Raw genomic sequence first — 26,355 nt, forward strand, 5'->3', positions numbered from 1 at the left:
TGACGGAGGCACTTCCATGAAGACCACACGTTTGCTTGCCATCGCTTTGACCACCGCCACCGCGTTGGCTGCGGCCCCCGCCTTCGCTGACCCGCCGCATCACGCCCGCGGCAACGGCCCGCCGCCGCATGCCGGCGGCCCGCACAACCGTGATGCGCCGCCGCCCGGCTGGCAGAAGAAGGCCTGGCGTCGTGGCGACCGCCTGCCCTGGGCCGAAGTGGACCGCCGCTACTGGGTGGATGATTACGCGCGTTATGACCTGCGCAATCCGGGTCGCGGCCAGCGCTGGGTGCGCCAGTCCGACACCGAGTACCTGTTGGTGGAGATCGCGACCGGCTTGATCATCGACGCGCTGCATCGTTGAATGCGGAGCGCGCCGGGGCCCTGTAGCCGTGGCCCCGGCGGCGCTTCCACCCTACGAAGGCCGTCATGAACGATGCGAACCACCGGAATCCAGAACGCGCTTCTCGCTGCGTGCCTCGCCGCAGGCCTGCCGGCCCATGCAAGCCAACGCCCATCGTCGGCTGATGCAGCGGCGATCGAACACGTGGTCGAGTCATTCCGCGCCTCGCTCATCAACAAGGACAAGCCGACCTACATGAGCCTGTTCTTTTCGGACAGACCGGAAGATATCGGCTGGCAGTTCGTTTCCGAAGATGCCGGCCGATTGAACGTCGCTTGACGCGGCCGAACCCAGGCCGCGAACCATTCAGCATGCGCATTGGCAATCAGTCAGGGATCGGGCACAGTTCGGCCACGCGCAAGGACGCACGCCATGACCCGCCTGCTGATCATCGAAGACAACCCCGAGCTCGTAGCCAACCTGTACGCTTTCTTTGAGCCTATCGGCTACGTGCTGGACGACGCCCGCGACGGTGCCAGCGGCCTGCGCCGGGCCACGCAGCACGACTACGACGCCATCCTGCTGGACCTGATGCTCCCGCGCCTGGATGGCATGACGCTGTGCCGAAAGCTGCGCCGGGAATTCCAGAACCCGGTGCCGATCCTGATGCTGACCGCGCGCGATCCGGTCGAGGACCGCGTGCAGGGCCTCGCTCTCGGCGCCGATGACTACCTGGTCAAACCGTTCTCGCTGAAGGAACTGGATGCGCGGATCAAGGCCCTGGTGCGACGCGCCCAGGGCCGTCAGGTCGACAGCGTACTGGCGTGGAAGGACTTGCAGGTAGATACGCGCTCGCCGCAGGCCTGGCGACAGGGGCGCTGCATCGCGCTGACGCCTACGTCGCACAAACTGCTGATGTGCCTGGTACGCGCGGCCCCGGCCGTGGTGCGCAAGCAGGAGATGGAATACCTGGTCTGGGGCGACGAGCCACCGGACAGCGGCGCGCTGCGTACCCACATCCATGAGCTGCGCCTGCAGGTGGACCGCAGCTTCGACACCACGTTGATCGCCACGGTGCACAGCGTCGGCTGGCGCATGCCGGCGTGACCCCTGCCGCTCTCTACCGCCGCCTGGCCCTGCGTACCCGCATCACGATTTCGTTCGTGCTGCTGATGGCCGGCGCGATGGGCTTCATCGTCCTGGCCGAACAGGTGGACTACGACCAGGTCAGGGCCGCGGTCATCGCCCGGACCCAGGACAGTGCCGTGCACAAGCTGCAGGCAGCACTGGCCCGTGGCGAGCGCCCCGCCCTGCCCACGGGCAGCCAGCTGTACGACAGCCATAGCGTGCCGATGGTGCTGCGCCAGTACGGCCTGGGCTACCACGGCGAAGCAGGACCCGACGAGTGGCACCTGCGTGTGTTCGACAGTGGCGGCCAGCGCTACTACCTGCTGCAGGACGCTGCACCCTATGGCTACCTGGAACACCTGATCAATGCCTTTGCCGCGGTGGTCATTTCGATCTGCGTGCTCGGCGCCTTCCTGATCGGTCGCAGGGTGGCATCGCACGTCATCGCGCCCATCACGCAGTTGGCCGATGCCGTGCAGAGCGGGCGGAAGCCCTTTCCCTGTCAGGACGCCCGCGACGAGATCGGTGTACTCGCCCGTGCCTTCGCCCGGCACAGTGATGAGCTCGAACGGTTCCTGCATCGCGAGCAATGCTTCAGCGGCGATGCCAGCCATGAGCTGCGCACGCCCTTGGCCATCATCGGCGGCGCTGCGGAAACCCTTGCCTGCCAGCTTCCGTCCGACAGCCACCTGGTCCCCAGCGCGGAGCGTATCCTGCGCACTACCCAGGAGATGCAGCGCCAGCTGTCCTGCCTGCTGCTGCTCTCACGTACCCCCGGCTCCGTGCCGCGCAACAAGGTGGCCCTGCGCCCATTGATCGAATCCTGCATGGAGCGCTGCCAACCGTGGATTTCCGGCAAGCCGGTGATCGTTGCGTTTGATGCCCGGCATGACGCCGTGCTGGACACCAACGCAGATCTGGCGCACAGCGTGATCTGGAACCTGCTGCGCAACGCCTGCCAGTACACCGAAAGGGGCGAAGTGAGGATCACCCTCCACGACACCGCACTCACCGTCGCCGACACCGGACCCGGCCTGCCCTCCAGTATCGACCCACAGCAGTTCCAGCGCTTCGTGCCCGGCAGCCCGCACAATGGCGAGGGACTGGGGCTGTCCATCGTGCAGCGCATCGTCGAGCACCTGGGCTGGAGGATGACGGTGCACTCCTCGCAGCAGGGATGCCGGTTCAGCCTGGAATGGCCCGCCTGACGGTTTCCTGACACGCGCGTGCACATGCTGGGGATTGCTCACTTCACGGCGGAAACGGCATGCAGCACCCCAAGGACAGCGGCAAGTACCCGCATGGCAAGACCGGCCTGGGCCGCATCTTCCACACCCTGATCCATTCGCGAGACGGATTCATCGCTACCTTTCGTGGCGAGGCTGCTTTTCGCCAGCTGCTGCTCCTGCACGCGCTGTTGATCACTGCAGCGTTCGTACTGGACATCAGCGCGGTCGAGCGCGCATTGGTGTTGGCGGTCTGCTTCATCAGCCTGCTGGTGGAACTGCTCAACTCGGCGATTGAAGCCGTGGTTGATCGCATTTCGCTGGAGCAGCATCCGCTGTCCAAGAACGCCAAGGACATGGGCAGTGCCGCGCAGACCACCGCGTTGTTGATGGTCGGCGCAGTGTGGGGCGTGATCCTGCTGGGCTAGCCCGGCAAGGCTGACAACTTCCTGATAAAGCCGTTTCGATACTGCGCGCACTCCTGTTCCGCGGAACCTGCTCGTGCGCCAATGCCTCCGTTTTCCACGGCCCCATCCGATCATCCTGGTCTGGGCCGCAGCGTTTTTCTTCACCACGATTGGAAACATCGCCCTCTGGAAGTCGCTGTGGGAACTGATCGATCTGAACGGTGCGCGCAGCATCCTGTTCCTGGCCAGCCTGCCGCTGGTGCTGTTCTGCCTGTTCAATCTTCTGCTGACGCCATTGCTGGCACTACCCTTCGTGCGCAAGCCGCTGCTGGCCGTACTCATCGTCACCAGCGCCGCCTGCAGCTATTTCATGCTGCACTACAACGTGCTGATCGATCGCAGCATGGTGCAGAACGTGTTCGAGACCAACCAGGCCGAACTGAACGCCTATCTCTCGCTGCCGCTGCTGCTGACCCTGCTGACGCTGGGCGTGCTGCCCGCTGCCGGGCTGGCCTGGGTGCGCACCACCAGCGGAGCGGCTTCGACACGTTCGCTGCTGGTGTGGCCGGCCAGCGTCCTGGCGTCGTTGCTGGTACTGCTGGCAATCGGCTTCGCGTTCTACAAGGACTATTCCTCACTGCTGCGCAACAACCGCCACATCCGCGACCAGGTGCTGCCGTTGAACGTGGTGCGGCATACCCACGGTTATCTGAAAGGTCTCTACAGCACCCGCCAGCAACCGCTGCGCGCGATTGGCATGGACGCACAGCGCGCGCCGGGCCCGCGTCCGAAGCTGGTGATCCTGGTCGTCGGCGAGACCGCGCGATCACAGAACTTCCAGCTCAACGGCTACCCACGCGCAACCAATCCCCGGCTCTCGCGCAAGGAAGGCGTCATCAGCTTCAATGATGTCTCCTCATGCGGGACCGCCACGGCCATCTCGGTGCCGTGCATGTTCTCGCAGATGACCCGAGGCCAGTACGACGACGTGCGCGCCGCAACCGAGGAGAACGTGCTCGACATCCTGCAGCGCACCGGCATCAGCGTGCTCTGGCGCAACAACAACAACGGCGGCTGCAAGGGCGTGTGCGAACGCGTACCGACCGAGGACATGCCTGCGCTGAAGGTAGCCGGCCAGTGCGTCAACGCCGACGGCACCTGCTACGACGACGTGCTGCTGCACCAGTTGGGCGCACGCATCGATGCCATCAACGGCGACGCCCTGATCGTGCTGCATCAGCTCGGCAGTCATGGGCCGACCTACTTTGAACGGTATCCCGCAGCGTCGCGGGCTTTCAGCCCGACCTGCGACAGCAATCAGATCCAGCATTGCAGCAACGAGGCGCTGGTCAACACCTACGACAACACTCTGGTCCACACCGACCACCTGCTGGGCAAGGCCATCGACCTGCTGCAGGGCTATGCGGACCAGCGTGATGTCGCACTGATCTATGTGTCCGACCATGGCGAGTCGCTGGGCGAACGCGGGATGTACCTGCACGGCACGCCCTACTTCATCGCCCCGCGCGAGCAGACCCAGGTGCCGATGGTGATGTGGTTCTCACCCGAATTCAGCCGCAACGCAGGCCTGGACCTGGCCTGCCTGCACCAGAATGCCCTGCACCGGGCGCACAGCCACGACAACCTCTTCCACTCGCTGCTGGGCCTGTTCGCGGTCAACAGCGGGGTGTACCAGCACGATCTGGATGTGTTCGCAGGTTGCCGCGCGTCGGCTTCGCCGGCTGTGGCCACCTCACCGGCGAAAGAAAGGCGCCGGCTGATGCCGGTCGCTGCCCGGAACGTGGCGCGCTACTGCGCCGCCAGGGCGAAATCCAGGCCCGCACACACCGCCGCCACCTGGGCGTCGTTGCATTCCTGCGGGTTGGTGCGCGGGCTGTCCGGGTAGACCTCGGTGGTGGTGGCAAAGCGCGCATCGGTGAAGCCAGCGCAGGCGCCGATCGAACGGGATTCGCCCCAGACCACGCCCGGCGACTGCAACGGCAGGCCGACCAGATTGCCTTCGGCGTCGGCCGGGGCGATATGGGTGATGGGCGCCACTGCGGCGATCAGTGCCTTCTGGAACTCGGCCTGCGGATCTTCACTGTTGCCGATCACGTAGAAGCCATCGGGAATGGTGTCGCGCTCGAACGGCTTGCCGTCGCGGGCGCAGCGCGCCGGATCGAACTCGTTCAGGTCGCTGTCGGTGGTCTCGTGCAGGTCCAGATGCACCAGCAGGTTCGGCTTGCGCTCGGCCACCCAGCGCATCAGCGCGGCGGCTTCCTCGATCTGGCCGCCGTCACGGAAGCTGCGATTGGGGTCGATGGCGTCCGGGTTCCAGCGCTGGATGCGCTCATAGCCCCACGGGCTGACGCAGGGCGCGACGATCAGGTTCAGCCGGCCCAGGTAACGCTCCGCCTGCTGCTCCAGGAACTGCAGGGCACCGTGCACGCCGCTGGTCTCGTAGCCATGCACGCCACCGGTGATCAGCGCGGTCGGCAGCGCCGGGTTCCAGTCGTGGTTGACCACGGCGAACAGCGGGTAATGGTCCGGCGCATAGTCCAGCTGGCCGTACTGGATCACGTCGAAAACGCTGTCGTCCAGGCGCTCAAGGGCGGCCACCACGTCATCATGGTAGCTGCGCTGGCGCTGCTGGCGGGCCCGCCACTGTGCGCGTTCCGCGTCGCCCCAGGGCTGTCCGGGGGTGCCGATCGGGTAGAACTGCGCAACAGTCATGGGGGTACTCCAAGGATCGAACGGGTGGATGCAGCCGGACATTCTAAGCCTTGTCGCGCCTGCGGGTACCGCCCCCCAGGCCCCGCCTTCATCCAGCCGGGGTCATCTGGTTGTAAAATCAACGGTTTTTGGCCCCTCACCCCTTGATGGCGAACGCAGCGCAGCCGGTCCTGGGTGGACCGGAGTTCCTCCGCCTGCTCGCCCGTCTCAGCGACGGCGCGATGCCGGCCAGCAGTCCCGCCCTGACCGATCGCCTCGGCCAGTGGGTGGACTGGAGCCGTGCCGTGGCCCTGTCCGGGGCGCTCGGAGGACGCCTGCCCGAGCCCGGTGAAGCCGTCGAAGCGGTCGAGGATGTGCTGGCCGACTGCGCCCAGGCGCACGCCAGCCTGCGCGCCTCGATCAGTGAGGACGCCGAGGCCGAGCGCCTGCTGGACCTGGCCGAGGCCGCTGCCGCACCCAACTTCGCCTCGCTGCGCCAGCGCTACCGGGTGTTGCAGCAGGCCATCCAGACCGCCACCGGGCGCCTGCGCGGCCGCCTGCGCGACCAGCTGGTACAGGTCTCGCCGGAGCTGGCGCGGCTGGCCGAGGTCGATGCAGTGATGGAACAGACCCTCACCCCGCGCGAGCACAGCCTGCTGGCCACGGCGCCGGCAGTGCTCGGCGCCCGTTTCGACCGCGTGCACGGCCAGCCCGGCTGGCGCGCGGCCTTCCGCCATGACATGCGCACCCTGCTGCTCGCCGAGCTGCAGCTGCGCTTCCACCCGATCGAAGGGCTGCAAGACGCCCTGCGCTCCCACTGACCGGAACACCATGTCCAGAACTGCTTTCCATGTCGTTGTTTTCCTTGTCGGCCTGCTGGCCGTGTGCTGGATCGGCATTGGCTATGTTTCGGTGCATCCGCTGGGTGCAGCGGTGGCGGCGATCATCGCGGCCTGCTACATCGCCGGTGGCGTGGAGCTGTACCGCTACCGCCAGGCCAGCAACGGCCTGCGCGCCGCACTGAATGACCTGTCCAGCGCGAAGGAAAGCCTCGCCCCATGGCTGGAGCGCGTGCCGGTAGGCCTGCGCAACGCCGTGCGCCTGCGCGTGGAAGGCGAGCGCACCGCCCTGCCCGCACCGGTGCTGACCCCGTACCTGGTCGGCCTGCTGGTGCTGCTGGGCATGCTCGGTACCCTGCTGGGCATGATGGACACGCTGCGTGGCACCGGCCTGGCCCTGCAGAGCGCCACCGACATGGCCGCCATCCGCGGCTCGCTGGCCTCGCCGGTGCAGGGCCTGGCGGTGGCCTTCGGTACCTCGATCGCGGGCGTGGCCAGCTCGGCCATGCTCGGCCTGCTGGCGGCGCTGCTGCGTCGTGACCGCCTGCTGGCCGTGCAGCAGCTGGACCGCGCCATTGCCGGCGACCTGCACCCGTATTCGCAGGCCTGGCAGCGCGCCGAATCGCTGCGCCTGCTGCAGGCGCAGTCCGCAGCGCTGCCGGCGCTGGTCGACCGCCTGCAGGCGATGACCAGCACCTTTGAACAGCACAGTGCCGCCGCCAATGAGCGCCTGCTGGCCGGCCAGGCCGAGTTCCTGACCCAGAGCCAGGCCCTGCAGGAACGCCTGGCCCTGTCGCTGCAGCAGTCACTTCGCGAAGGTGCCGAAGCCAGCGCCGCCGCCATCGGTGGCGCGCTGCAGCCGATGGCCGAGACCACCCTGGCTGGCCTGGCCCATCACGGCGAAGCACTGCATGCCCGCGTCGAGCAGGCCGTGCAGCAGCAGCTGGCCGGCCTGAGCGACGGTTTCGAACGCAGCCGGGTCGCCACCGAAGCCAGCTGGGCCAAGGTGGTGAGTGAACAGACCCAGGCGCAGCAGGCGCTGGTGAGTGATCTGCGCCAGCACCTGCAGGCCTTCAGCGATGGCCAGGGCACGCATGCCGAAGCGTTGATCGCGCGCATCGGCGAGCGCCTGCAGGCCGATGCACAGAGCAATGCAGACGCCTTGCGTGCCGCCGCCGAGCAGCAGCAGGCCCTCAACAGCGCGCTGGTCGAGCGCCAGCAGCAGGCGTTGATCGCCGCCAGCGAACATCTGGATGCGCGTGCGCAGGCGCTGCTGCAGGCACTGGAACAGCAGCACAGCGCCAACCAGTCACTGCTGCAGGATCATGAAGCGCAGCGCTCGCAGCAGTGGCAGGCCGCGCAGGCCGCCGCCGCGACTGCGCACGCCGAACTGCAGGCCAACCTGGACAGCCGCGAGCAGCAGCGCCAGGCGCGCTGGGACGCGGTCAGCGCCGAGTTGCAGCAGGCCCACGCCGCCCTGCAGGCGCAACTGCAGGCTGGCGACGAACAGCGCCTGCAGCGCTGGAGTGATGCCTTGCAGCACGTTTCCACCGAGCTGGCCGAGCGCCTGCAGGCCAATGGCGAACGCCTGGCTGCACAGCAGCAACAGGTCTGCGACGCGCTGGCGGCCACCGCACAGCAGATCGGCGAGAACGGTCGCGCGCAGGCCAGTGCCACGCTGGCCGAAGTGTCCACCCTGCTGCAGACCGCGGTCGCCGCTCCGAAGGCTGCGGCCGACGTCATCAACGAGCTGCGCAGTACGCTGTCCGAAAGCCTGGTGCGCGACAACGCGATGCTGGAAGAGCGCGGCCGCCTGCTGGCCACCGTGCAGACGCTGCTCGATGCAATCAACCATGCGTCACACGAACAGCGCACCGCCGTGGACGCGCTGGTCGGTGGTTCGGCCGAGCTGCTGGAGCGCGTCGGCAACCGCTTCACCGACCATATCGCCGCCGAGACCGGGAAGCTGGATGGCATTGCCGCAGCACTCAACGGCAGCGCAGGTGAAGTCAGCCAGCTGGCCGGCGCCTTCGGTGAAGCGGTCGCGCAGTTCAGCAACGCCTCCACCGAGCTGTCCGGCCGTCTGGAACAGATTGGCGGCGCGCTGGATGCCTCGCTGGCCCGTAGCGATGAGCAGCTGGCTTATTACGTGGCGCAGGCGCGCGAGGTGGTCGACCTCAGCCTGCTGTCGCAGAAGCAGGTGATGGAAGAACTGCAGCAGCTGGCCGCGCGCCGCGGCAAGGCCGGTAGCGCATGAGCGACGAGCTGGAGGTCGATGGCGGCTCGCACGCACCGATCTGGGCCGCCTTCGGCGACCTGATGTCGGTGCTGCTGGGTGCGTTCGTGCTGATCCTGGTGGGTGTGGTCGGGGTGCAGCTGGAGCTGTCGCAGCGGCTGGACCAGGAAATGAAGCAGCGCCAGGCCGAAGCCAAGCGCCTGCAGACCCTGGAACAGGCGCTGGCCGGCCCACTGGCCGCCGGTCGCGTGACCCTGGTCGATGGCCGCATCGGCATCAGCGGCAGCGTGTTGTTCGCGCTCAACTCCGACCAGCTGCAGCCGGAAGGCAAAGAGCTGCTGCGCAGCCTGGCGGCACCGCTGGCCGCCTACCTGGGCAGCCGCGAGGAGATCCTGATGGTCAGCGGCTTCACCGACGATGCGCCCGTGCGCGAAGGCAACCGCCGCTTTGCCGACAACTGGGAGCTGTCCGCGCAGCGTTCGCTGACCGTGACCCGCACCCTGATTGCCGACGGCGTACCCGCTGATGCCGTGTTCGCCGCCGCGTTCGGCAGCGAGCAGCCGGTCAGTTCCAATGCCAATGAGGAAGGCCGCGCACGCAACCGTCGCGTGGAGATCGCGCCGATTCCCAAGCCCAAGGCGGCGGATGGCAAGTAAGCCGCCCGCCCTGGAAGGCCTGCGCGCATTGGTGCGTGACCTCGATGCGGGGTCGCGCTCGCTGCCGCATTACCCGCAGGTGCCGATGCTGCAACAGGTGCAGCGCGAATGGTCGGAGCTGCGCAGCGAACTGCAGGTGCGCCGCTCGCTACGCGCCGAGGCCCCGGCTGACGGCGGCCCGCTGAACTCGGCGGTGCTGGTGCAGCGCATGCTGGACACGATGCAGGCCACCAGCCCCGGCTACCTGCGCCACTTCATCGACTATGTGGACACCTTGTCCTGGCTGCAGGCGCTGCAGGATGGCGCCGCCAGCGGCGGTGATACCACAAAGCCAAAGCGCACGCGCAAGCCGCGCTGAACACTGAATGGTAGTGCCGGCCGCTGGCCGGCAGCTACGCATCTCCGCGCGGGTCATGTGGTTGCCGGCCAGCGGCCGGCACTACCATCGCCGGTGCTCTGTGCGCCGGAACGGACTCTGCGCGGCGCTTCGGTTCCGCTGTGGTAGTGCCGGCCGCTGGCCGGCATCACATCCAGGCCGACCACGGCCGAAGCGCGCGCAAGCGGCGCTGAACAGCGAATGGCCGCGCTGACCATTGATTGGTAGTACCGGCCGCTGGCCGGCAGCCACGCATCTCTGTGCGGGTCATGTGGTTGCCGGCCAGCGGCCGGCACTACCATTGAGGGGGCTCTGTGCGCAGTAACGGAATCTGCGCGGCGGCATCACATCCAGGCTGACCACGGCCGAAGCGCGCAAGCGGCGCTGAACAGCGAATGCCCGCGCTGAACACTGAATGGTAGTGCCGGTCGCCGGCCGGCAGCTACGGGTCTCCGCGTCGGTTCGTACGGTTGCCGGCCAGCGGCCGGCACTACCATCGCGGGCGCTGTGCGCCGGAACACGATCTGCGCGGCGCTTCGGTTCTGCTGTGGTAGTGCCGGCCGCTGGCCGGCATCACCCCCAGGCCGACCACGCATACGGATACTCGCCAATCTGCCCAGCAAGACCGGCGCGCACCGGATTCCCCAGGATGTACAGGGCCTGCCGCGCCAGCGACTCTTCGGTCCTTACTGCATGATCGAAGTAGCCGGGCTGCCACACCGTACCTCGACGGCCCGCCAGGCGATTCAGGGCAAGCGCGCTCGACGATTTCATCCGGCGCGCGATGTCGGGAAGGTCAGCTGCACGCAGCTCGAACATCCAGTGGACGTGATCCGGCATGACAACCCATGCCTGTGACCGTACGAGCCCGCGCTGTTCGATGTAATCGAACTGATCGATTACACATGCTGCCGAAGCGTCGCTTTCAAAGAGCCTGCGGCGCTGATGGGTCGTGGTTGTCAGGACATAGGCCTGGCCGATGATCGAGTGACGGCCCAGGCGGAGGCGATGGCTGCTCATGCGCCATGGTGGGTTGATCATTGGGCGTTGGCTGTCAGGCCAAGCCTCGATGGGGGTTGGGAGATGTCTGAAGTTGAATGAGGTTGCCGGCCAGCGGCCGGCACTACCGGGGCTATGGATTGCCGGCCAGCGGCCGGCACTACCACTGCCGGCGGGCGGCGGTCGGGGCTCACCCACGCAGGGTCGCGCCGCCGTCGACGTACAGGTCGCTCATCGCTACGTGCCCGGCCTGCTCGGAGAGCAGGAACATCACCGACTGCGCGATGTCTTCCGGCGTAGCGAGTTTGCGCAGTGGAATGCCGGCCTTGTAGGTCTCAAGGCTGCCGACGATCACCCGTTCGGCGCCGTGCTCGTCCTGCCACATGCCGGTCTGCATCGGGGTCAGCGTGGACCCCGGGGCGACGATGTTGCAGCGGATGCCCAACGGCGCCAGCTCCAGCCCGAGGCAGCGGGTGAACATGGTGGCGGCGGCCTTGGATGCCGCATAGGCGGCCATGCCGTGCCGCGGGACGCCGGCCGCATTCGAGCTGACGGTAACGATCGCGCCCCGCCGGCGCGGCGACATCACCCGCGCCAAGGCACGCCCAACGTGGAACACGCCATCGGCGTTGACCGCGAACACCCGGCGCCAGTCGGCGTCGCCGGTCTCGGCGACGCTGCCCACGTGCAGCACGCCGGCCACGCTGGCGGCCAGCATGATCGGCCCGATGCTGGACTCGACCTGATCCACCAAGGCGTCCACTGCGGCGCTGTTGGTTACATCAAGTGTGAGCGACGTCACCCGGCTATCGGCCACGCGCGGCGCCTCGCGATCAGTCGCCACCACGATGCAACCGGCCTCGACCAACAGCCGCACCAGTGCCTCGCCGATGCCCCCGGCAGCGCCGGTCACCAGTGCCACGCGACCTTCAAAGCCGGTCAACTGCATGTTGCGATCTCCTGTTGCTCGTCCCAGTGGCGCAACCGCGCCGACAACCACGGCGCCAGCTGCGCCACCGCGTCGCGGCCGGTCAGCTCGGCATGCAGGAACGGCAGTTCCAGCGCCTGCACCTTGCGTGCGTGCGTCCGCCACAGCGCCGACTGCAGCTGTGGCCGCGCCTGGTGATCCCGGCCCGCGCGGACGTGCACCAGCGTGCCGTCGAACGGTTGGTGGATGTGTTCGCGGATCAGCCGATTGGTACCGGTCACCGCGCGCACCACGCCATCGAGCACCATATCCGGCAGGCTGCCCAGTGCACTACCGCCGCGTCGCAGGAACGCGAGAATGCGTTCACGGCTGTCCAGTTCCGGATGCGCATCCGGATCGTGGCCGGCGATCGCGAGCAGTGCCCGCAGTGCGGCGATGGCATCCGGTTCCGGCTCGGCCCGCCAGCACTCGCTGGGATAGGCGTCCAGCAGCACCAGTTCGCCGACGCCGCGGCCGATCTCATGCAGGCGCACCGCCATCGCCTGGGCGAGGATGCCGCCCACCGACCAGCCCAGCAGATGCACCGGCCCCTTCGGCTGCAGTGCGACCACGCGCTGTACGTAGTCGTTGGCCATCGCCTCGATGCTGCTCGGCAGTGGCAACCGCGCGTCCAGTGCCGGCGACTGCAGGCCATACACCGGGCGGGCGGGTTGCAGTGCCCGGGCCAGGCTGCGGTAGTTCCAGGCGATGCCACCGGCCGGGTGCAGCACGAACAGCGGCGTGGGCCCGGCAGCGCCAGTCGCGGCCAGCGCGATCACCGGCCCCAGTGCGTGATCGGCCAGCGCGGGCGGCTCGGCAATGCGAACCGCCAGCGCGGCCACGGTGGGCTGCGCGAACAAGGCACCCAGGCCCAGGTCGCAGCGCCAGCGCTGCTCGACCGCCAGCAGCAGGTGCACCGCCGACAGCGAGTCACCGCCGAGACTGAAGAAATCCGCATCTACCGCTACCGGCGCTTCACGCCCCAGTGCCTGGGCAAACAGCAACGCCAGTTCCTGTTCCAACGGTGTGCGTGGTGCCAGTCCAGCGACTTCATGCTGCGGGGGCTTCGGCAACGCGTTGCGGTCGAGCTTGCCGTTGGCGGTCACCGGCCAGTGGTCCACGCCGACAAACGCCGAGGGCACCATGTAATCCGGCACGCGCGTGGCCAGGTGGCTGCGCAGCACTACCGCGTCGGCAAGGGCCACGGGCACATAGGCCACCAGGCGCGCGTCGCCGGGCGCATCCTGGCGCAGCAGCACTTCCACACGCTCCATGCCCGGCAGTTCGCGCAGTGCCGCCTCGATCTCGCCCAGCTCGATGCGCAGGCCACGCAGCTTCACCTGGTGGTCGCTGCGGCCCAGGTACTCGACCGCGCCATCGTGGCGCCAGCGCGCGACGTCGCCGGTACGGTAGATGCGCTCGCCCGCCAGGAAAGGATCTTCAAGAAAGCGCTCGGCGGTCAGATCGTCGCGACCAAGATAGCCGCGTGCCAACTGCACGCCGCCCAGGTAAAGGTCACCGGCCACACCGACCGGCACCGGCTGCATCCGGGCATCCAGCACGTACAGGCGGGTGTTCCAGACCGGGAACCCGATCGGCACCGGCCGCGAGCGATCCTGCGCCGACGCCGGCCAGTAGCTTACATCCACTGCGGCCTCGGTCGGGCCATACAGGTTGTGCAGTTCAGCGTGCACGCGCGCATGGAAGCGGTCGCGCAACGCAGCATCCAGCGCCTCGCCACTGGTGAACACCCGTCGCAGCTGCAGCCCTTCGGAGGCCGGTGCAGCGAGGAAGGCATCCAACATCGATGGCACGAAATGCGCCGTGGTGATGCCATGCTCGCGGATCAGCCGCGCCAGTTCAGTGGGGTCGCGATGCGCATCGGGCCCGGCAATCACCAGCGTTGCTCCGCACAGCAACGGCAGGAAGAACTCCCAGACCGACACATCGAAGGTTGCCGGGGTCTTCTGCAGCACGCGGTCATCGGCGCGAATGCCGTAGTGCTCGCGCATCCACAGCAGGCGGTTGACGATGGCACGATGTTCGATGACCACGCCCTTCGGCTCGCCGGTCGAACCGGAGGTGTAGATCACATAGGCCGCATCGCTGGGCGCCGGATCGGCCCACGGCGCGGCGAAGCTCAGCGCGGTCCACTGCTCCGGCGTGAGCACCGGTACGCCGGCCATGCGCGCCGAAACCTCGGACGCAGCCATTACGCACACCGGCTGTGCCGACGCGAGAATACGCGCCAGGCGCTCGTCCGGATGAGCAAGGTCCAACGGCAGGTAGGCGGCTCCGGCACGCAGCACCGCCAGCAGCGCGATCACCAGCTCCAGCGAGCGCGGCAATGCCACCGCCACCACGCTGCCCGGGCCGACATCCATCGCCCGCAGCTGTGCCGCCAGCGCGAAACTGCGCGCTTCCAGCGTTACGTAGTCCAGCGTAGTGTCGCCGAACACCAGTGCCGGCGCGTGCGGGTCCCGATCCATGCCCTGCTGCAGCAGCTCGACCAGGGTCGTCTCCGGCAGGGCGTGCGCGGTGGCATTGAAACCGTGCAGCACCTGCTGCACCTCGTCGGTCGTCGCCAGAGGTACGGCCGCGATATCGTCAGCCTGCAGTGCCGCCGACACGAAATGCAGCAACCGTGCCGCGTGTGCCTCGACATCCTCGCGACTGTACAGCGCGGGATTGGCCTCGATCTCCAGATCCAGCAGACGCTGGCCATCGCCACGGAAGCCCAGCGTCAGGTCATCCACCGGCCCGGTGCACAGCACCTCCAGCGTCGCCTGCACGCCCGTCAGCGCCAGCGGCTTGTAGAACGGCTGCACATTCACCATGGGACCGTGCAGGCGCTGCTGCGCGCCCACCAGGCCCAGATCCCGGCGCAGTTGCTCGCCTCGGTAACGGCCGTGCTTGCGCCCTTGGCTGAGCTGCCGGCCCAAGCTGCGGGTAAAGGTTTCGACGCTGCCCTCGCCGGCGGCCACGCGCAGCGGCAACACATTCATCACCATCGCCGGTACCCGTGCCGACGCGTTGCCAAGCCGGCCCATGTAGGGCACGCCCAGCACCACTTCATCGGCCGCGCTCATCCGCCGCAGGTACTCGGCCGACAACGCGGCCAGCACGTCCGGCCAGGGCTGCAACCAACGTACCGATGCCTGCAGCAACTGCTCACGGAATGCCGCATCGAGCGGCTGCACCCAGCGCAGCGCGTCGTCACTGGCCGCGAGCGTACCGGCCAGGCCGACGCCCGCCGGTGCCCCCTGCATGTGCTCGCGCCACCACTGCCCGGCCTGCGTGCGGCGCGGGTCGGTACGATAGGCGGCATCATCGGCCAGCACGCCAGTCAGCCCCGGCAGTGGCTCACCGGTACGACCGGCATACAACGCGCACACGCGATCAGTGAACAGCGCCATGCCGTAACCATCGGCCGCCAGGTGATGCACGCGCAGGTACCAGACCCAACGCTGCCCGCCCAGTTCAAGCAGCACCTGCTGGCTGATCCGGTCGCGGGTGGGATCGACCGGGCTCAGCCGGTCGGCGTGCATCAGGTTGCGTGCCGCAGAGGCGGGATCCGTCTCGGTGGACACATCACGCACCGAAAGCAACGGCACGTGTGCGGGGTCATGCCACTGCAACGGCTGGCCATCGGCCCCTTCGGCAAAGCGCAATGCGAAGGCCTCGGCCTCGCGCGCAGCCTGGTCTGCCGCTGCGACAAATGCGGCCACGTCCAGCGGGCCGTCGATCCATACCGCGTGCGCGGTATTGAATGACGGATTGTCCGGTGCCAGCCGCTGTGCAAACCACAGCCCGGCCTGGGCCTCGGTCAACGCCACCGGCGTGGCCAGCGCTGCGGTGTTCATGCGTTCTGCGCGGCCTGCAGTTGCTGCACCACACCCCACCACTGACGCAGCGTGGTGTGCTCGGCCAGCTGCGAGAACTCCAGCGGAAGGCCAGTGTTGCCCCAGGCCAGGACCAGGCCGAGCATGCGCATTGAATCCAGGTCCAGGTCGATCAGGTTGTCGTCGTCACCGATCTCGGCCGGCGTGCACTCCAGCACGCGCGCTACGTCGGCGCGCATCCGCTCCAGATCCAGCGCCTCACCCATGGCAGCCATCACAGCACCTCCAGCAGCTGATCGGTGGTCATCGGCACACCACAGGTGCGCGCGATCCAGTGCAGCGCCTGATCGTGATCGGCACGCGAGAAGTCCGCCACCGCATCGGCGGCGATGAAGGCCTCGATGTCACGCTGGAAGGCCTCGACGACGGTCGCGGTGCAGCCGATATGGGCGTACACGCCGGTCACCAGCAACTGGTCGCGTCCACGCACCCGCATCAGCGTCTCCAGGTTGCTGCGCTGGAATGCGCTGTAGCGGTGCTTCACCAGCACGTGCTCGCCCGGGTGCGGTGCCAGCGCCTCGATGATCGGTTCATGGTCGGCGCTGCGGCGCATGCCCGGTCCCCACAGGTCAGCCTGAAGGCCACGGTCGCGACGGTCCTGGTCACCATGCTGCGCGGTGTAGAACACCGGAATGCCGTGCGCGCGGCAATGCGCCAGCAGGCGTGCGATGTTGTCCACGGCCGGCCGCAGCGGTGCATTGCCGGCGTCGAATGCGGCCAGGAAATAACGCTGCATGTCGTGCACCAGCAGCGCGACACGATCGCGCCGGGGACGCCACGGTCCGCGCGCCTGCGGTAGCTCAGCCGCGGTCGGCAAGGGGTAGTCGGTGATACGGGGCAGCGCCATCAGCGCGCTCCTCCTGTCTGTTGCAGATGACGCGCACGCAGCTGCGCGCGCAGTTCGCGGCGGCTGACCTTGCCGACCGCGGTGGTATCGAAGCGGTCGACGAACACGACCTGGTCGGGCACCTTGAACGCAGCCAGGCCGCGCCCGCGCATCCAGGCCTTCAGTGCCGGCGCCTTGAACGGTTCGCCTTGCGGGATCACAAAGGCGCAGCTGCGCTCGCCCAGGTACTCGTCGGGAATGGAGACCACGGCCGCATCGAACACGCCCGGATGTGCCAGCAAGTGATCCTCGATCTCTTCGGCAGAGATCTTCTCGCCCGCCCGGTTGATGTGGTCACCCGCACGCCCCTGTACCACCAGGTAGCCACCGGGCAGCTGCTGCACACGGTCGCCGGTACGATAGAAGCCGTCGTCGGTGAACGAGCGCGCATTGGCCACCGCATCGTTGTGGTAGCCGCGGATGGTGTACGGGCCACGGGTGAGCAGATGCCCTACCTCGCCTTCGGCCACCGGCTGGTCGTGATCATCGACCACGCGCACTTCATCATCCGGACTGATCGGCCGGCCCTGGCAGGCGACGATCAGTTCCTCCGGGTCATCCAGCCGTGTGTAGTTGACCAGGCCTTCGGCCATGCCGAACACCTGCTGCAGCGTGCAGCCAAGGCCGTCGATCACCCGTCGTGCGGCTTCCGGCACCAGTTTGGCGCCGCCCACCTGCAGTACCCGCAGGCTGGACAGGTCATGCCTGCTGGTGGCGGCGGCCTGCGCCCACAGCAACGCCAGCGGCGGCACCAGCCCACAGCAGGTCACCCGCTCCCGTGCGATCAGCGGGAAGGCCGCATCCGGGCCGGGGCCCGGGCTGAGCACCACGCGGGCGCCGGCGTACAACGCGCCGAAGAAACCGGGCGAGCTCATCGGGAAATTGTGCGCGGCCGGCAGCGCGACCAGATAGACGCTGTCGCGGTCGATGCCGCAGATTTGATTGCTGGCACGGAACGAATAGATGTAGTCGTCGTGCGTGCGTGGAATCAGCTTGGACAGCCCAGTGCTGCCTCCGGAAATCTGCAGGAACGCCACCGACTGCGGGTCCGGATCGGACGGCAGCTGGCTGCGATCGCCCTGCAGTGCCTCCAGCGCGATGAACTCCGCCGCATCGCCGTCGATCACCACATGGCGAACCGCCGGCACTTCGGCCTGCAGCGCCCTTGCCAACCCGCGATGATCGAAGCCATCGTGCAGTGTGGTGGTGATGTAGGCACTGGCTTCCGCCTTGTTGGCGAAGTGGACCAGCTCGGTGATGCGGTGCGCCGGCAACGCATACATCGGCACCAGGCCGGCGCGGAACAGGCCGCAGACCGTGGCGATGAACCCGGCGGTATTGCCCAGCTGCACCAGCACCCGTTCGCCAGGTTGCAGGCCGAGCGCCAGCAGGCCCGCACCGATGCGGCCTGCCTCATGCCACAGCTGCGCATAGCTCAGGCGTACGTCGCCGGCGACCACCGCGATGTCATCGGCATAGCGTTCTGCACGCTCGCGCAGGAAACCCGGGAAGGTCTCGCCACGCCAGTGACCGGCTTCGCGATAGCGCGCCACCAGCGTGTCGGGCCACACCTGCTGCAGCGGCAGGCGGGAAGCGTCAGTGGAGGTACTCATGCGGCAGGCTCGATGGCGGGCGCGGATTCATGGACACCCAGCGCGTTCAACAGGGCAGCGAACTTCGCTGCGGTTTCGGCCACCTCGGCCTCGGGGTGTGACTCGGCGACGATGCCGGCACCGGCATACAGGCGCAGCTGCGTGCCCTGCAGGCGCGCGCAGCGGATCGCCACGTACCAGTCGCCGTCACCCTGCGCGTCCAACCAACCCACGGCGCCGGCATAGAAGCCACGCGGCACCGGTTCCAGCTCGCGGATGCGCTGCAGCGCCGCCAACCGCGGCGTACCGCAGACCGCCGGCGTAGGGTGCAGCTGCGCCAGCAGTTCGGCGGCTGACGTCTGCGGATCCTTCAGCGTGGCGTGGATGCGGGTGCCCAAGTGCCACATGCTGGCGGTGGCATGCAGCGCCGGGCGCGGCTGCGCATCGATGTGGCTGCAGTACGGTGCCAGGCCCTGGACGATGGCCTCGACCACGTGGCGGTGCTCGTCGTGGTCCTTGGTCGAGGCCAGCAGCGCCTGCGCCGCATGCTCGTCCTCGGCGGCATCGGCACTGCGCCGCGCGGAACCCGCCAACGGATGCGACAACAGTTCGGCGCCGCGCTTGCGCAGCAGCAGTTCCGGCGTCGCGCCCACCAGCCAGGCCGGCGCCTGGCCCAGCTCCACCGGAAGCGGCACCGCGTAGGTCGCCACCGACGGATCCGCGCCCAAACGTGCCAGCAGCACGTCCGGAGAAAGCACCTGGCGGGTGCGTGCCAGCAGGCTGCGCGCCAGCACCACCTTATGCAGGTTCTGCTCGGGCGCACGCAAGGCCTGCACTGCCGCAGCGACTGCAGCGGCATAGTCCTGCGGCACAGGTTCGGCACGCAGGGCGCCGTCCAGCGGCGGTGCGGCCTGCGGCTGCAGTGCCAGCACCGGCAGCAGGCGCTCGGGCTGGTACAGCGCATCGTCGGCACGCGGCTCGAACGGCACCGCGCCAACCAGCAGGCCCGGGCCGCCACGCTGCTGGGCAAAGAACTCCGAAACGCGTTCTGCCAACGTCGCCAGTACACCGGCTGGCAACGTGGCGCGGCAACCGCGGGCGTGCACGTGCTGGCCGGCATGCCGCAGCAGGAACAGCGACGCGTCGTCGGTGCTCTGCTGTGGTGCTGGCGCAGCCTCCGGCCACGCGCTCTGCATCAGGGAATCGTTCATGGGGTCTCCTTCATCCGATGCGCTGCGGCCAGCGGGCACAGCAACAGCAGCAGCGCGCCCACCAGCAGGTAAGGCAGGCTTGGCCCGCCGCGATACAACAGCGTGCCGAGCATCGGCCCGGCCACCATGCCCAGCCCCTGCGCGGCCGCCACGGTGCCTGCGGCGGCGCCCTGCTCGTGCGCCTCCACCGCGTCGGCGGCCAGCGCCTGGAACGAGGGGAATACGAAGCCCATGCCGAACGCAGCCAGCGCATACGCCGCAGGCAATTGCCAGGCCTGCTGCACGCCCGCCACCGAGGCAAAGCCAATGCCGGAAATCAGGGCGCCGAGGACGATCCAGCGACGTGGATGTGCCTCCAGCTTCATCACCAGCGCCTGCGCCAGGATCAGGCCGACGCCAACGGCGGTGAGTGCAATGCCGGCCATCCGCGCGCCCGCCGCTGCATCCAGGCCCAGGCGATCAATCGCAAAGAAGCCCACCGTGACCTGCGCGATGGTTACCGAGACCATCGCGATGAACGCGGCCAGCTGTGGCAGGCGCAGGCGCTGGTCGAGGCGGCTCATCGGCGCGCGACGCTGTGCGTTGCCAGCGGCCACCGGGGGCGTCGCCGGCAGTCGCCAGGCCAGCAGCGCCAACGCCACCGATGGCAGCAGGGCGGCCACATACAGCGCCAGCGACAGGTTCGTATAGGCCAGCCAGCCCGCGGCGGCCGGGCCGAGCACCATGCCCAGCGCGTTGGCACTGCCCAGGCGGGCGAGGAATTTTGCACGCTGTCCGGTGGGTGCCTTGTCGGCGATCAGCGCCGCTGCGGTAGGAGGCACAGCCGCGTAGAACAGGCCGATCAGGCCACGCGCACCGACCAGCACCAGCACTGACACCAGCACCGGCGGCACTGCCTGCAGGGCGACATCGATGAACACCGCCAGCGCGATATAGACGACGGTGTAGGCAGTCATCGCCAGCATCAACACGCGCTTGCGGCCGATGCGGTCGCTGAGCTGGCCCCACGGGCGCGCAGCCAGCATCCACAACACGCCTGCGGCGGTAACCGACAGGCCGGCATGCCACTCGGACAGCCCGAGCATGCGGACCACCGGACCGATCACGGCGACGAAGGACATCATCGCCATGGTGCCGATCAGGGCGGCCAATACCAGCGCCGGCAAGCCGGGAACGACGGGACGTGCGTGCATGGAACACCAGCCGTAACAGGAAAGGATTGGCCGGGCGCGTCTGCACGCCCCGCCCGGCACCCGCCCCACTCAGGACCGGATACTACCCTCAAATGATAACGGCTCGTATTTGCATTTGATACCCATTCTCTTGAATGGGCATGCAACAGTGGGTTCAGCGCATTGCGCGCAGGCCCAACAGGCCACGGCGCTTGAACCACCATTCCAATGGCAGCGTCACCAGCGGCGGGATGGCTGCCAGTAGCGCCAGCGCACTGGCCCACCACGGCCAGCGCAGGCGCAGCGCCGCGAACAGCGTCACCGCCACATAGAGCAGGAAGGCCACGCCGTGCAGGGGTCCGAACAGCTTCACCAGGGCCACGTTGGCCATCGGGCCGTACTTCATCCACATGCCGATGAGCAGGCCGGCCCAGGTCACGGCCTCGATGAAAGCGACCGCGGCGAACAGGCGTCCGGTCGGGTGCATGGGGGAACGTTGGGTCACGCGGGGCTCCGGCATCGGGGTATCAAATGCGAATGATACGCAGATGCACGCCTCGGCAGGTAGCGCCGGGCCATGCCCGGCGGGCGCACCGTCATCAGCAACACGGCGTGTCCACCAAGGTGGACACCTACCGAAGCACATCCGGCAGCACCTGCTCTCCAATTTCGCGCATCACCGCGTCCATCGGCCTCCCGTTGTCGACCAGGTTGAACATCACGTGCCCCACGCCCTGCGCATGCACGCGCAGCAGGTAGTCACGCAGGCCATCGCGGCCGACCTTCAGGCCCAGCGGCAGCGGCTCGGCTGGCGCCTGCGGATCTGCCTGCAGATCCAGCAGCATCGACTGCACGAATGGCTTGCCCGGCCCACCGCGCTGCACCAGCGCCTGCTGCCACAGGCCGATGCGCCCTTCCTGCGCGGCCTCTTCGCGGTGATAGGTGGCCCAGCCTTCGGCTTCGCGTGCGATCCACTGCAGGCTCTGCCGCGCAGTGCCCACCACCAGCATCGGAATGCGCGTGGCCGGGGCCGGCAGTACGTCGAAGCCACCGGTGGCTTGCACTACCGCGACCCTTTCTTCAGCCTCCGGTGACAACGCCGCGCGCAACAAGGTCCAGCGCTCACGGAACGTCGCCGCCCTGCCCTCCAGGTATTCGCCGAATGCCGCGAACTCTTCCGGCCGATCGCCAGACCCGAGGCCCAGCACGAAGCGGCCGTCGCTGATCCGGTCCAGGCTCAAGGCCGACTTCGCCACCTGCAGCGGATGGCGCAATGGCAGCACGATGGCCGCGCTGCCGACCACGATGCGCTCGGTCGCCGCAGCCAGCATGCCCAGCCACAGGAACGGGTCGTCCAACGCGCTCGTTGTCGCGTCCGGACCCTGCGGCACCATCAGCGGCACGTCGCGCGTCCACAACGCGGCAAAGCCCAGGTCATCGGCCAGTCGCGCGATACGTCGCGCCTCACGCGGATCGGCCAACCCATGCGACGCCACGGGCGTCATCAGGCCCAGGCTCAGACCCTGCTGCGGAAACAAGGCAGCGTACGCGGGATTGAAATCACTCATGCCGCCAGCTTAGCGTGAAGGCCTGCGGCAACAATGACGCGCCGCCCACCACCGGAAGAACACTGCATGCCGACGATCCGCCCCGCCCACGTCGATGACCTGCCCGCGATCAGCACGGTGTGCCTGGCTGCCTTCACTGCGGCGGTCGCACCTTCGCTAAGCGCGGCCGGCATCGCCACCTTCGGCAGCGTCGCCGCGGCCGAAGCGTTCGGCGCGCGCCTACACGGCGACAACCACATCCTGGTGGCCGAGCAGGACGGCCGCGTCGTCGGCGTGATCGAACTGAAGGAAGGCCGGCACCTGGCGATGCTGTTCGTCGATCCCAGTTACCAGGGCCAAGGCATCGGCCATGCTTTGTTCGACGCGGTGCTCCCGCAGGTGCGCGAGCCGGTCCTGACCGTGCGCGCCTCACTCAATGCAGTGCCAACCTACCTGCGCTATGGCTTCGTGCTGGACGGCGACGTCGGCGAGTTCAATGGGCTGGTGTATCAGCAGATGGTGCGGGCAGCGGCCTGAAGGCATCCGCCGGCCAATGCCCGGCGGGCGTCATGCCCTGCGGCACGCCCGTCATAAGCAAACTGAATCAGCAGGCTCCCCGGCCGTTCCTACAATGGCCTGTCACCCTGCCCTTCGAGATGCTGCCGATGCGCGTCGCGCTTTCTATGTTGCTGCTGGCTTCGGCGCTGAGCGCCTGCACCCCGGCCCCGGTGTCCATCGCCAACTCCGCCGAGGTGCCCGCGCCGGCCAAGGCAATCGCCTGGCGCCAGGGCGATGTCGATGATGCCTTCGCCGAGGCCGCCGACAGCGGCAAGCCGGTGCTGCTGTACTGGGGCGCCGTCTGGTGCCCACCGTGCAACCAGCTCAAGGCGGGCCTGTTCAAGGACCCGGCCTTCATCGCGCTGACCAGCAAATTCGTTCCCGTCTACTTGGATGGCGACGAGGAAGGTGCGCAGGCCTGGGGCGAACGCTTCGGCGTACGCGGCTATCCCACCCTGATCGTGCTGGACCCACAGCGCAATGAACTGACCCGCGTGGCCGGCGGCAACGACGCGGCCGAATTGACCCGTGCGCTGACCGTCGCGGCCGGGCGCCGCAGCGCCATCGCCGCCACCCTGGCAACGGCACTGGCCACGCCGGACCGACTGGCCGCAGAAGACTGGCAGGTGCTGGGCGACTACGGCTGGGAAGTCGACGCCAACCGCCTGGCCGGCGAGCGCAGCAGCGAGGATGTGCTGCACCAGTTGTCCAAGGCCGCACCGGATGCCGCCCTGCAGCGCCGCTTCGCCCTGCTGGCCTTGGCAACGGCCGAAAAGCCCGATGCCTCGCCCACCGAAGTACGCGAGCTGCTGCAGGCGGTGCTGGCGCAGCCCGCCGAAGTCCGCCGCAACCGTGAGTTGCTGGGCTATGCAGGCGTGCAGCTGGTCAAGCAGGCCAGTGCCGGGCCGGCCACCAGCAACACGCTGGGACAGCAGCTGCTGGTGGCATTGGAGCGGGCAGACGCCGAGCGCGGCGACCGCGCCGACGACGCATTGTCGCGTGCGTTGACCGAAGTGTCGCTGGCCCGCCAGCAGCAGCCGAAGGGCGCATTGCCCGCGGCCCTGGTTGATCGGGTCAAGCAGCGCGTGGCTGCTGCCGACGCTGCCGCCACCGATGCGCATGCGCGCCAGGCCACGATCAGCAGCGCGGTCTACGCACTACGCCAGGTCGGCGACGACGCAGGCGCCGAGTCGCTGTTGCTGGCGGAACTGAAGCGCAGCGAACAGCCGTACTACTACATGCCCGAGCTGGCCGAACTGGCCGAGCAGCGCGGCGACACCGCCGGTGCGCTGGAGTGGTTGAAGCGTGCCTACGACGGTGCGCAGGGCCCGGCCACCCGCGTGCAGTGGGGCGTGCTGTACGTGGAGGGCCTGCTGAAGCTGGCGCCGGACGACGCACCACGCATCGAGCAGGCCACCGCCTCGCTGATCGCCGAACTGGAAGCGCAGCCTTCCGGTTACCACCAGCGTACCCGCCAGCGTTTCGAACGCCTGGCAGGACAGTTGAAGACGTGGAGCGGCAAGCACCAGGGCGCGGAGACGCTGGCGCGGTTGCAGCAGCGGATGCAGCAGGCGTGCGGGGAGCAGGTGGATGGCGCCTGCAAGGATTGGTTGAGTTGAGTTGATGAAAACGCCGGCGGCTGGTTCGCCTGCCGGCGCCTTTGTTGATACCGGTTGTGGCGGGGGAAGGGGCTGGCCGGGACACGCCGTAAACCCATCCTTGGGGGCTCGATGGCGCCATCCATGGCGCCGACGGTCCCGGCCAGCCCCTCCCCCCGCCACCGGACCGTTTCCTGCGAGCGCGGGCAGCACTTCAGCGCGCCGGTGAGGTTCGAAAAGCGGGTTCTGGTAGTGCCGGCCGCTGGCCGGCAACCCGACCTTGCCGGCATGCCGGCCAGCGGCCGGCACTACCATTTCGCTCGTGCTGTCCTGCAGGAAGAATCAAAGCGATGAACGCGCACGCACCTCAATCCCGCCCCTTGACCTCAACCAATGTTGAGGTGCGATAACAGTCTCCCCACGGCCAGCCCTCTGGCCTTCCCCACGGAGATTGCTTCGATGTCGTACTCGCTTCCCCCGCTCCCCTACGCCTACGACGCCCTTGAGCCGCATTTCGATGCGCGCACGATGGAGATCCACCACAGCAAGCACCACCAGGCCTACGTCAACAACCTCAACGCCGCCATCGAGCAGGCCGGCATCGCCGAGCAGCCGGTCGAGGCGCTGATCGCCAACCTCGATGCCGTGCCCGAGGCGCAGCGCGGCGCCATCCGCAACAACGGCGGCGGCCACGCCAACCACAGCCTGTTCTGGACCGTGCTCAGCACCAACGGTGGTGCACCCGATGACGAACTGGCCGCCGCCATCGACCGTGACCTCGGCGGTTTCGATGCTTTCAAGGAGGCCTTCACCAAGGCGGCGCAGACCCGCTTCGGCAGCGGCTGGGCCTGGCTGACCAGCGATCGCGATGGCCGCCTGCAGGTGGAAAGCAGCGCCAACCAGGACAGCCCGCTGATGGGTGCAGCCGTGGGCCTGTCCGGCAACACCCCGATCCTCGCACTGGATGTCTGGGAACACGCCTACTACCTGCACTACCAGAACCGTCGCCCGGACTACATCGGTGCGTTCTTCAACATCATCAACTGGGCCGAGGTCGGCCGGCGCTACCGCCAGGCCAGGGCCTCATGAGCGGCGAGACACTGCCGTACGCCGGGCCGTGGGCGGGGGTCTTCCCCTCCCCGGCCCCGGTGCCGTCGGTCGAGATGCCGCCGCGGGCCCTGCGGCGGCTGCTCGGCCACTTTCCTACCGGCGTGGCCATCGTCTGCACCCGCGATGCGCAGGGCAAACCCATCGGCCTGACCATCAATTCGTTCGTGCCGGTGTCATTGCAGCCGCCGCTGGTGCTGTGGAACCTGGCGTTGCACGCGCAGAGCCTGTCCACCTTCCAGCGCGCCACCCGCTTTGCGATCAGCGTGCTGGCGGCCGACCAGGAAGCACTGGCGCGGCGCTTTGCCGATCCGCAGGTACGCAACCGCTTCGACGGCCTGGCATTGCTGGATGATGACGAGGATGCCCCACCACGCATCGCCGGTGCGGTCGCCCACCTCACCTGTACCCGCCACGCACAGTGGCCGGTGGGTGATCATCTGCTGCTGGCTGGCCGCATCATCGAAGTGCACGAGAACGGCGGCGCGCCGCTGCTGTTCCATCGTGGCCGCTTCCAGCCCGGCCCCACCGAACTGCTGGTGGAGGTGCGCGGATGAACATCGAAGCCTTGGAATGCATGCTCGCCGCCGGCAAGGACGGCGCGCTGCTGCGCTTCGGCCTGGGCAAGGGCTGGCTGGATGCCGGCAACCCTGTGCGCGCGGCCACCCATCTGGGCCGGTGCGTGGTGCTTGATCCGCAGTACTCCGCGGCGTGGAAGCTGCTGGGCAAAGCCTGGCTGGCCAGTGGCCAGCCGCAGGCGGCGCGCGAAGCATGGCGGCGCGGCTTGAGCGTGGCCGGCAGCAAGGGCGACCAGCAGGCACGCAAGGAAATGCAGGTGTTCCTGCGTCGCCTGGACCGCGAGCAGGCGGACCTGGCGAAAGCGGGCTGAGTCG

General features: G+C 68.1%; 25 protein-coding genes and 1 pseudogene. 15 read left to right on the forward strand and 11 right to left on the reverse strand.

Features of this window, described 5'->3' with window-relative positions; translation table 11 throughout:
- Positions 1-16: 16 nt before the first annotated feature.
- From VG543_RS05875 to eptA, 6 genes and pseudogenes are all read left to right on the forward strand, one after another.
- Positions 17-364, forward strand: a complete 348-nt coding sequence (locus VG543_RS05875; RefSeq protein ID WP_021204235.1) for an RcnB family protein — start codon at positions 17-19, stop codon at positions 362-364.
- 72 nt (positions 365-436) lie between these two features.
- Positions 437-658: pseudogene (locus tag VG543_RS05880) on the forward strand (nuclear transport factor 2 family protein); the annotation flags it as partial.
- A 117-nt stretch (positions 659-775) separates the two neighbouring features.
- Positions 776-1,450, forward strand: a complete 675-nt coding sequence (locus VG543_RS05885; protein ID WP_019659910.1) for a response regulator transcription factor — start codon at positions 776-778, stop codon at positions 1,448-1,450.
- The gene (locus VG543_RS05890) at positions 1,447-2,679 is read left to right on the forward strand and encodes a HAMP domain-containing sensor histidine kinase (RefSeq protein WP_423178061.1); all 1,233 of its coding nucleotides are present in this window, start codon (positions 1,447-1,449) and stop codon (positions 2,677-2,679) included. Before VG543_RS05885 ends, VG543_RS05890 begins: the two co-directional genes overlap by 4 nt.
- A 59-nt stretch (positions 2,680-2,738) precedes the next feature.
- Positions 2,739-3,125: a diacylglycerol kinase gene (locus VG543_RS05895; protein ID WP_021204238.1), complete on the forward strand. Its 387-nt coding sequence runs from the start codon at positions 2,739-2,741 to the stop codon at positions 3,123-3,125.
- Between the two features lie 73 nt (positions 3,126-3,198).
- On the forward strand, positions 3,199-5,010 hold the full coding sequence (gene eptA / locus VG543_RS05900) for a phosphoethanolamine transferase EptA (protein ID WP_423178063.1): 1,812 nt from the start codon (positions 3,199-3,201) through the stop codon (positions 5,008-5,010).
- On the opposite strand, the gene VG543_RS05905 is transcribed toward eptA, so the two are convergent.
- Complete coding sequence (locus VG543_RS05905; RefSeq protein ID WP_134732384.1) at positions 4,914-5,837, reverse strand: M14 family zinc carboxypeptidase; 924 nt, start codon at positions 5,835-5,837, stop codon at positions 4,914-4,916. The two genes, eptA and VG543_RS05905, sit on opposite strands and share 97 nt — an antisense overlap.
- 146 nt (positions 5,838-5,983) lie before the next feature.
- Here VG543_RS05905 and VG543_RS05910 point away from each other — a divergent pair, with 146 nt between their 5' ends.
- Genes VG543_RS05910 through VG543_RS05925 form a run of 4 tightly spaced genes read left to right on the forward strand, consistent with a single transcriptional unit; the run spans position 5,984 to position 9,905 of the window.
- Positions 5,984-6,637 carry a DUF3348 family protein gene (locus VG543_RS05910; RefSeq protein WP_134732382.1) on the forward strand — a complete coding sequence of 218 codons (654 nt, stop codon included), beginning with the start codon at positions 5,984-5,986 and terminating at the stop codon, positions 6,635-6,637.
- A 10-nt stretch (positions 6,638-6,647) separates the two neighbouring features.
- Entirely contained in the window at positions 6,648-8,912 is a 2,265-nt protein-coding gene (locus VG543_RS05915; protein ID WP_423178066.1) for a DUF802 domain-containing protein, read from the forward strand.
- A complete protein-coding gene (locus VG543_RS05920) occupies positions 8,909-9,547 on the forward strand; it encodes an OmpA family protein (protein WP_423178068.1) in 639 nt (212 codons plus the stop codon). The genes VG543_RS05915 and VG543_RS05920 overlap by 4 nt, the downstream gene beginning before the upstream one ends.
- Positions 9,537-9,905 (forward strand): DUF2894 domain-containing protein, encoded by a 369-nt coding sequence (locus VG543_RS05925; protein ID WP_423178070.1) that lies wholly within the window; start codon positions 9,537-9,539, stop codon positions 9,903-9,905. The genes VG543_RS05920 and VG543_RS05925 overlap by 11 nt, the downstream gene beginning before the upstream one ends.
- Positions 9,906-10,496: 591 nt before the next feature.
- Here VG543_RS05925 and VG543_RS05930 read toward each other — a convergent pair.
- The 10 genes from VG543_RS05930 to VG543_RS05975 all read right to left on the reverse strand — a co-directional run bounded on the left by VG543_RS05930 (position 10,497) and on the right by VG543_RS05975 (position 22,220).
- The gene (locus VG543_RS05930) at positions 10,497-10,943 is read right to left on the reverse strand and encodes an REP-associated tyrosine transposase (protein ID WP_423178071.1); all 447 of its coding nucleotides are present in this window, start codon (positions 10,941-10,943) and stop codon (positions 10,497-10,499) included.
- 169 nt (positions 10,944-11,112) lie between these two features.
- The gene (locus tag VG543_RS05935; protein WP_423178073.1) at positions 11,113-11,871 is read right to left on the reverse strand and encodes a 2,3-dihydro-2,3-dihydroxybenzoate dehydrogenase; all 759 of its coding nucleotides are present in this window, start codon (positions 11,869-11,871) and stop codon (positions 11,113-11,115) included.
- Complete coding sequence (locus tag VG543_RS05940) at positions 11,862-15,752, reverse strand: enterobactin synthase subunit F (RefSeq protein ID WP_423178074.1); 3,891 nt, start codon at positions 15,750-15,752, stop codon at positions 11,862-11,864. Before VG543_RS05940 ends, VG543_RS05935 begins: the two co-directional genes overlap by 10 nt.
- The gene (locus tag VG543_RS05945) at positions 15,749-16,006 is read right to left on the reverse strand and encodes a phosphopantetheine-binding protein (RefSeq protein ID WP_019659922.1); all 258 of its coding nucleotides are present in this window, start codon (positions 16,004-16,006) and stop codon (positions 15,749-15,751) included. The genes VG543_RS05940 and VG543_RS05945 overlap by 4 nt, the downstream gene beginning before the upstream one ends.
- On the reverse strand, positions 16,006-16,638 hold the full coding sequence (locus VG543_RS05950; protein WP_423178075.1) for an isochorismatase family protein: 633 nt from the start codon (positions 16,636-16,638) through the stop codon (positions 16,006-16,008). The genes VG543_RS05945 and VG543_RS05950 overlap by 1 nt, the downstream gene beginning before the upstream one ends.
- Entirely contained in the window at positions 16,638-18,290 is a 1,653-nt protein-coding gene (locus VG543_RS05955) for a (2,3-dihydroxybenzoyl)adenylate synthase (RefSeq protein ID WP_423178077.1), read from the reverse strand. The genes VG543_RS05950 and VG543_RS05955 overlap by 1 nt, the downstream gene beginning before the upstream one ends.
- Positions 18,287-19,480 (reverse strand): isochorismate synthase, encoded by a 1,194-nt coding sequence (locus VG543_RS05960; protein ID WP_423178079.1) that lies wholly within the window; start codon positions 19,478-19,480, stop codon positions 18,287-18,289. The genes VG543_RS05955 and VG543_RS05960 overlap by 4 nt, the downstream gene beginning before the upstream one ends.
- The gene (locus VG543_RS05965) at positions 19,477-20,673 is read right to left on the reverse strand and encodes an MFS transporter (RefSeq protein ID WP_423178080.1); all 1,197 of its coding nucleotides are present in this window, start codon (positions 20,671-20,673) and stop codon (positions 19,477-19,479) included. Before VG543_RS05965 ends, VG543_RS05960 begins: the two co-directional genes overlap by 4 nt.
- Positions 20,674-20,827: 154 nt before the next feature.
- The gene (locus tag VG543_RS05970; RefSeq protein ID WP_329842248.1) at positions 20,828-21,139 is read right to left on the reverse strand and encodes a DUF3817 domain-containing protein; all 312 of its coding nucleotides are present in this window, start codon (positions 21,137-21,139) and stop codon (positions 20,828-20,830) included.
- Between the two features lie 145 nt (positions 21,140-21,284).
- Positions 21,285-22,220, reverse strand: coding sequence for a TIGR03571 family LLM class oxidoreductase (locus VG543_RS05975; protein WP_332328821.1), 936 nt, complete (start codon positions 22,218-22,220; stop codon positions 21,285-21,287).
- Between the two features lie 66 nt (positions 22,221-22,286).
- Between VG543_RS05975 and VG543_RS05980 the strand changes: the two genes are divergently transcribed.
- The 5 genes from VG543_RS05980 to VG543_RS06000 all read left to right on the forward strand — a co-directional run bounded on the left by VG543_RS05980 (position 22,287) and on the right by VG543_RS06000 (position 26,351).
- Entirely contained in the window at positions 22,287-22,736 is a 450-nt protein-coding gene (locus tag VG543_RS05980) for a GNAT family N-acetyltransferase (RefSeq protein ID WP_111098083.1), read from the forward strand.
- 119 nt (positions 22,737-22,855) lie between these two features.
- A complete protein-coding gene (locus VG543_RS05985) occupies positions 22,856-24,376 on the forward strand; it encodes a thioredoxin family protein (RefSeq protein ID WP_423178083.1) in 1,521 nt (506 codons plus the stop codon).
- A gap of 438 nt (positions 24,377-24,814) precedes the next feature.
- Positions 24,815-25,444 carry a superoxide dismutase gene (locus VG543_RS05990; protein ID WP_049480884.1) on the forward strand — a complete coding sequence of 210 codons (630 nt, stop codon included), beginning with the start codon at positions 24,815-24,817 and terminating at the stop codon, positions 25,442-25,444.
- Entirely contained in the window at positions 25,441-26,019 is a 579-nt protein-coding gene (locus VG543_RS05995; RefSeq protein ID WP_164144729.1) for a flavin reductase family protein, read from the forward strand. Before VG543_RS05990 ends, VG543_RS05995 begins: the two co-directional genes overlap by 4 nt.
- Complete coding sequence (locus VG543_RS06000) at positions 26,016-26,351, forward strand: tetratricopeptide repeat protein (RefSeq protein ID WP_134735564.1); 336 nt, start codon at positions 26,016-26,018, stop codon at positions 26,349-26,351. The genes VG543_RS05995 and VG543_RS06000 overlap by 4 nt, the downstream gene beginning before the upstream one ends.
- Positions 26,352-26,355: the final 4 nt, after the last annotated feature.

Source organism: Stenotrophomonas sp. CASM101 (assembly GCF_049384845.1).
Lineage (GTDB): Bacteria > Pseudomonadota > Gammaproteobacteria > Xanthomonadales > Xanthomonadaceae > Stenotrophomonas > Stenotrophomonas hibiscicola.

Coding starts and splice junctions, on each gene's coding strand:
- VG543_RS05875 (WP_021204235.1), top strand. CDS start 17: ATGAAGACCACACGTTTGCTTGCCATCGCTTTGACCACCGCCACCGCG.
- VG543_RS05885 (WP_019659910.1), top strand. CDS start 776: ATGACCCGCCTGCTGATCATCGAAGACAACCCCGAGCTCGTAGCCAAC.
- VG543_RS05895 (WP_021204238.1), top strand. CDS start 2,739: ATGCAGCACCCCAAGGACAGCGGCAAGTACCCGCATGGCAAGACCGGC.
- VG543_RS05905 (WP_134732384.1), bottom strand. CDS start 5,837: ATGACTGTTGCGCAGTTCTACCCGATCGGCACCCCCGGACAGCCCTGG.
- VG543_RS05910 (WP_134732382.1), top strand. CDS start 5,984: ATGGCGAACGCAGCGCAGCCGGTCCTGGGTGGACCGGAGTTCCTCCGC.
- VG543_RS05915 (WP_423178066.1), top strand. CDS start 6,648: ATGTCCAGAACTGCTTTCCATGTCGTTGTTTTCCTTGTCGGCCTGCTG.
- VG543_RS05920 (WP_423178068.1), top strand. CDS start 8,909: ATGAGCGACGAGCTGGAGGTCGATGGCGGCTCGCACGCACCGATCTGG.
- VG543_RS05925 (WP_423178070.1), top strand. CDS start 9,537: ATGGCAAGTAAGCCGCCCGCCCTGGAAGGCCTGCGCGCATTGGTGCGT.
- VG543_RS05930 (WP_423178071.1), bottom strand. CDS start 10,943: ATGAGCAGCCATCGCCTCCGCCTGGGCCGTCACTCGATCATCGGCCAG.
- VG543_RS05935 (WP_423178073.1), bottom strand. CDS start 11,871: ATGCAGTTGACCGGCTTTGAAGGTCGCGTGGCACTGGTGACCGGCGCT.
- VG543_RS05940 (WP_423178074.1), bottom strand. CDS start 15,752: ATGAACACCGCAGCGCTGGCCACGCCGGTGGCGTTGACCGAGGCCCAG.
- VG543_RS05945 (WP_019659922.1), bottom strand. CDS start 16,006: ATGGCTGCCATGGGTGAGGCGCTGGATCTGGAGCGGATGCGCGCCGAC.
- VG543_RS05950 (WP_423178075.1), bottom strand. CDS start 16,638: ATGGCGCTGCCCCGTATCACCGACTACCCCTTGCCGACCGCGGCTGAG.
- VG543_RS05955 (WP_423178077.1), bottom strand. CDS start 18,290: ATGAGTACCTCCACTGACGCTTCCCGCCTGCCGCTGCAGCAGGTGTGG.
- VG543_RS05960 (WP_423178079.1), bottom strand. CDS start 19,480: ATGAACGATTCCCTGATGCAGAGCGCGTGGCCGGAGGCTGCGCCAGCA.
- VG543_RS05965 (WP_423178080.1), bottom strand. CDS start 20,673: ATGCACGCACGTCCCGTCGTTCCCGGCTTGCCGGCGCTGGTATTGGCC.
- VG543_RS05970 (WP_329842248.1), bottom strand. CDS start 21,139: ATGCACCCGACCGGACGCCTGTTCGCCGCGGTCGCTTTCATCGAGGCC.
- VG543_RS05975 (WP_332328821.1), bottom strand. CDS start 22,220: ATGAGTGATTTCAATCCCGCGTACGCTGCCTTGTTTCCGCAGCAGGGT.
- VG543_RS05980 (WP_111098083.1), top strand. CDS start 22,287: ATGCCGACGATCCGCCCCGCCCACGTCGATGACCTGCCCGCGATCAGC.
- VG543_RS05985 (WP_423178083.1), top strand. CDS start 22,856: ATGCTGCCGATGCGCGTCGCGCTTTCTATGTTGCTGCTGGCTTCGGCG.
- VG543_RS05990 (WP_049480884.1), top strand. CDS start 24,815: ATGTCGTACTCGCTTCCCCCGCTCCCCTACGCCTACGACGCCCTTGAG.
- VG543_RS05995 (WP_164144729.1), top strand. CDS start 25,441: ATGAGCGGCGAGACACTGCCGTACGCCGGGCCGTGGGCGGGGGTCTTC.
- VG543_RS06000 (WP_134735564.1), top strand. CDS start 26,016: ATGAACATCGAAGCCTTGGAATGCATGCTCGCCGCCGGCAAGGACGGC.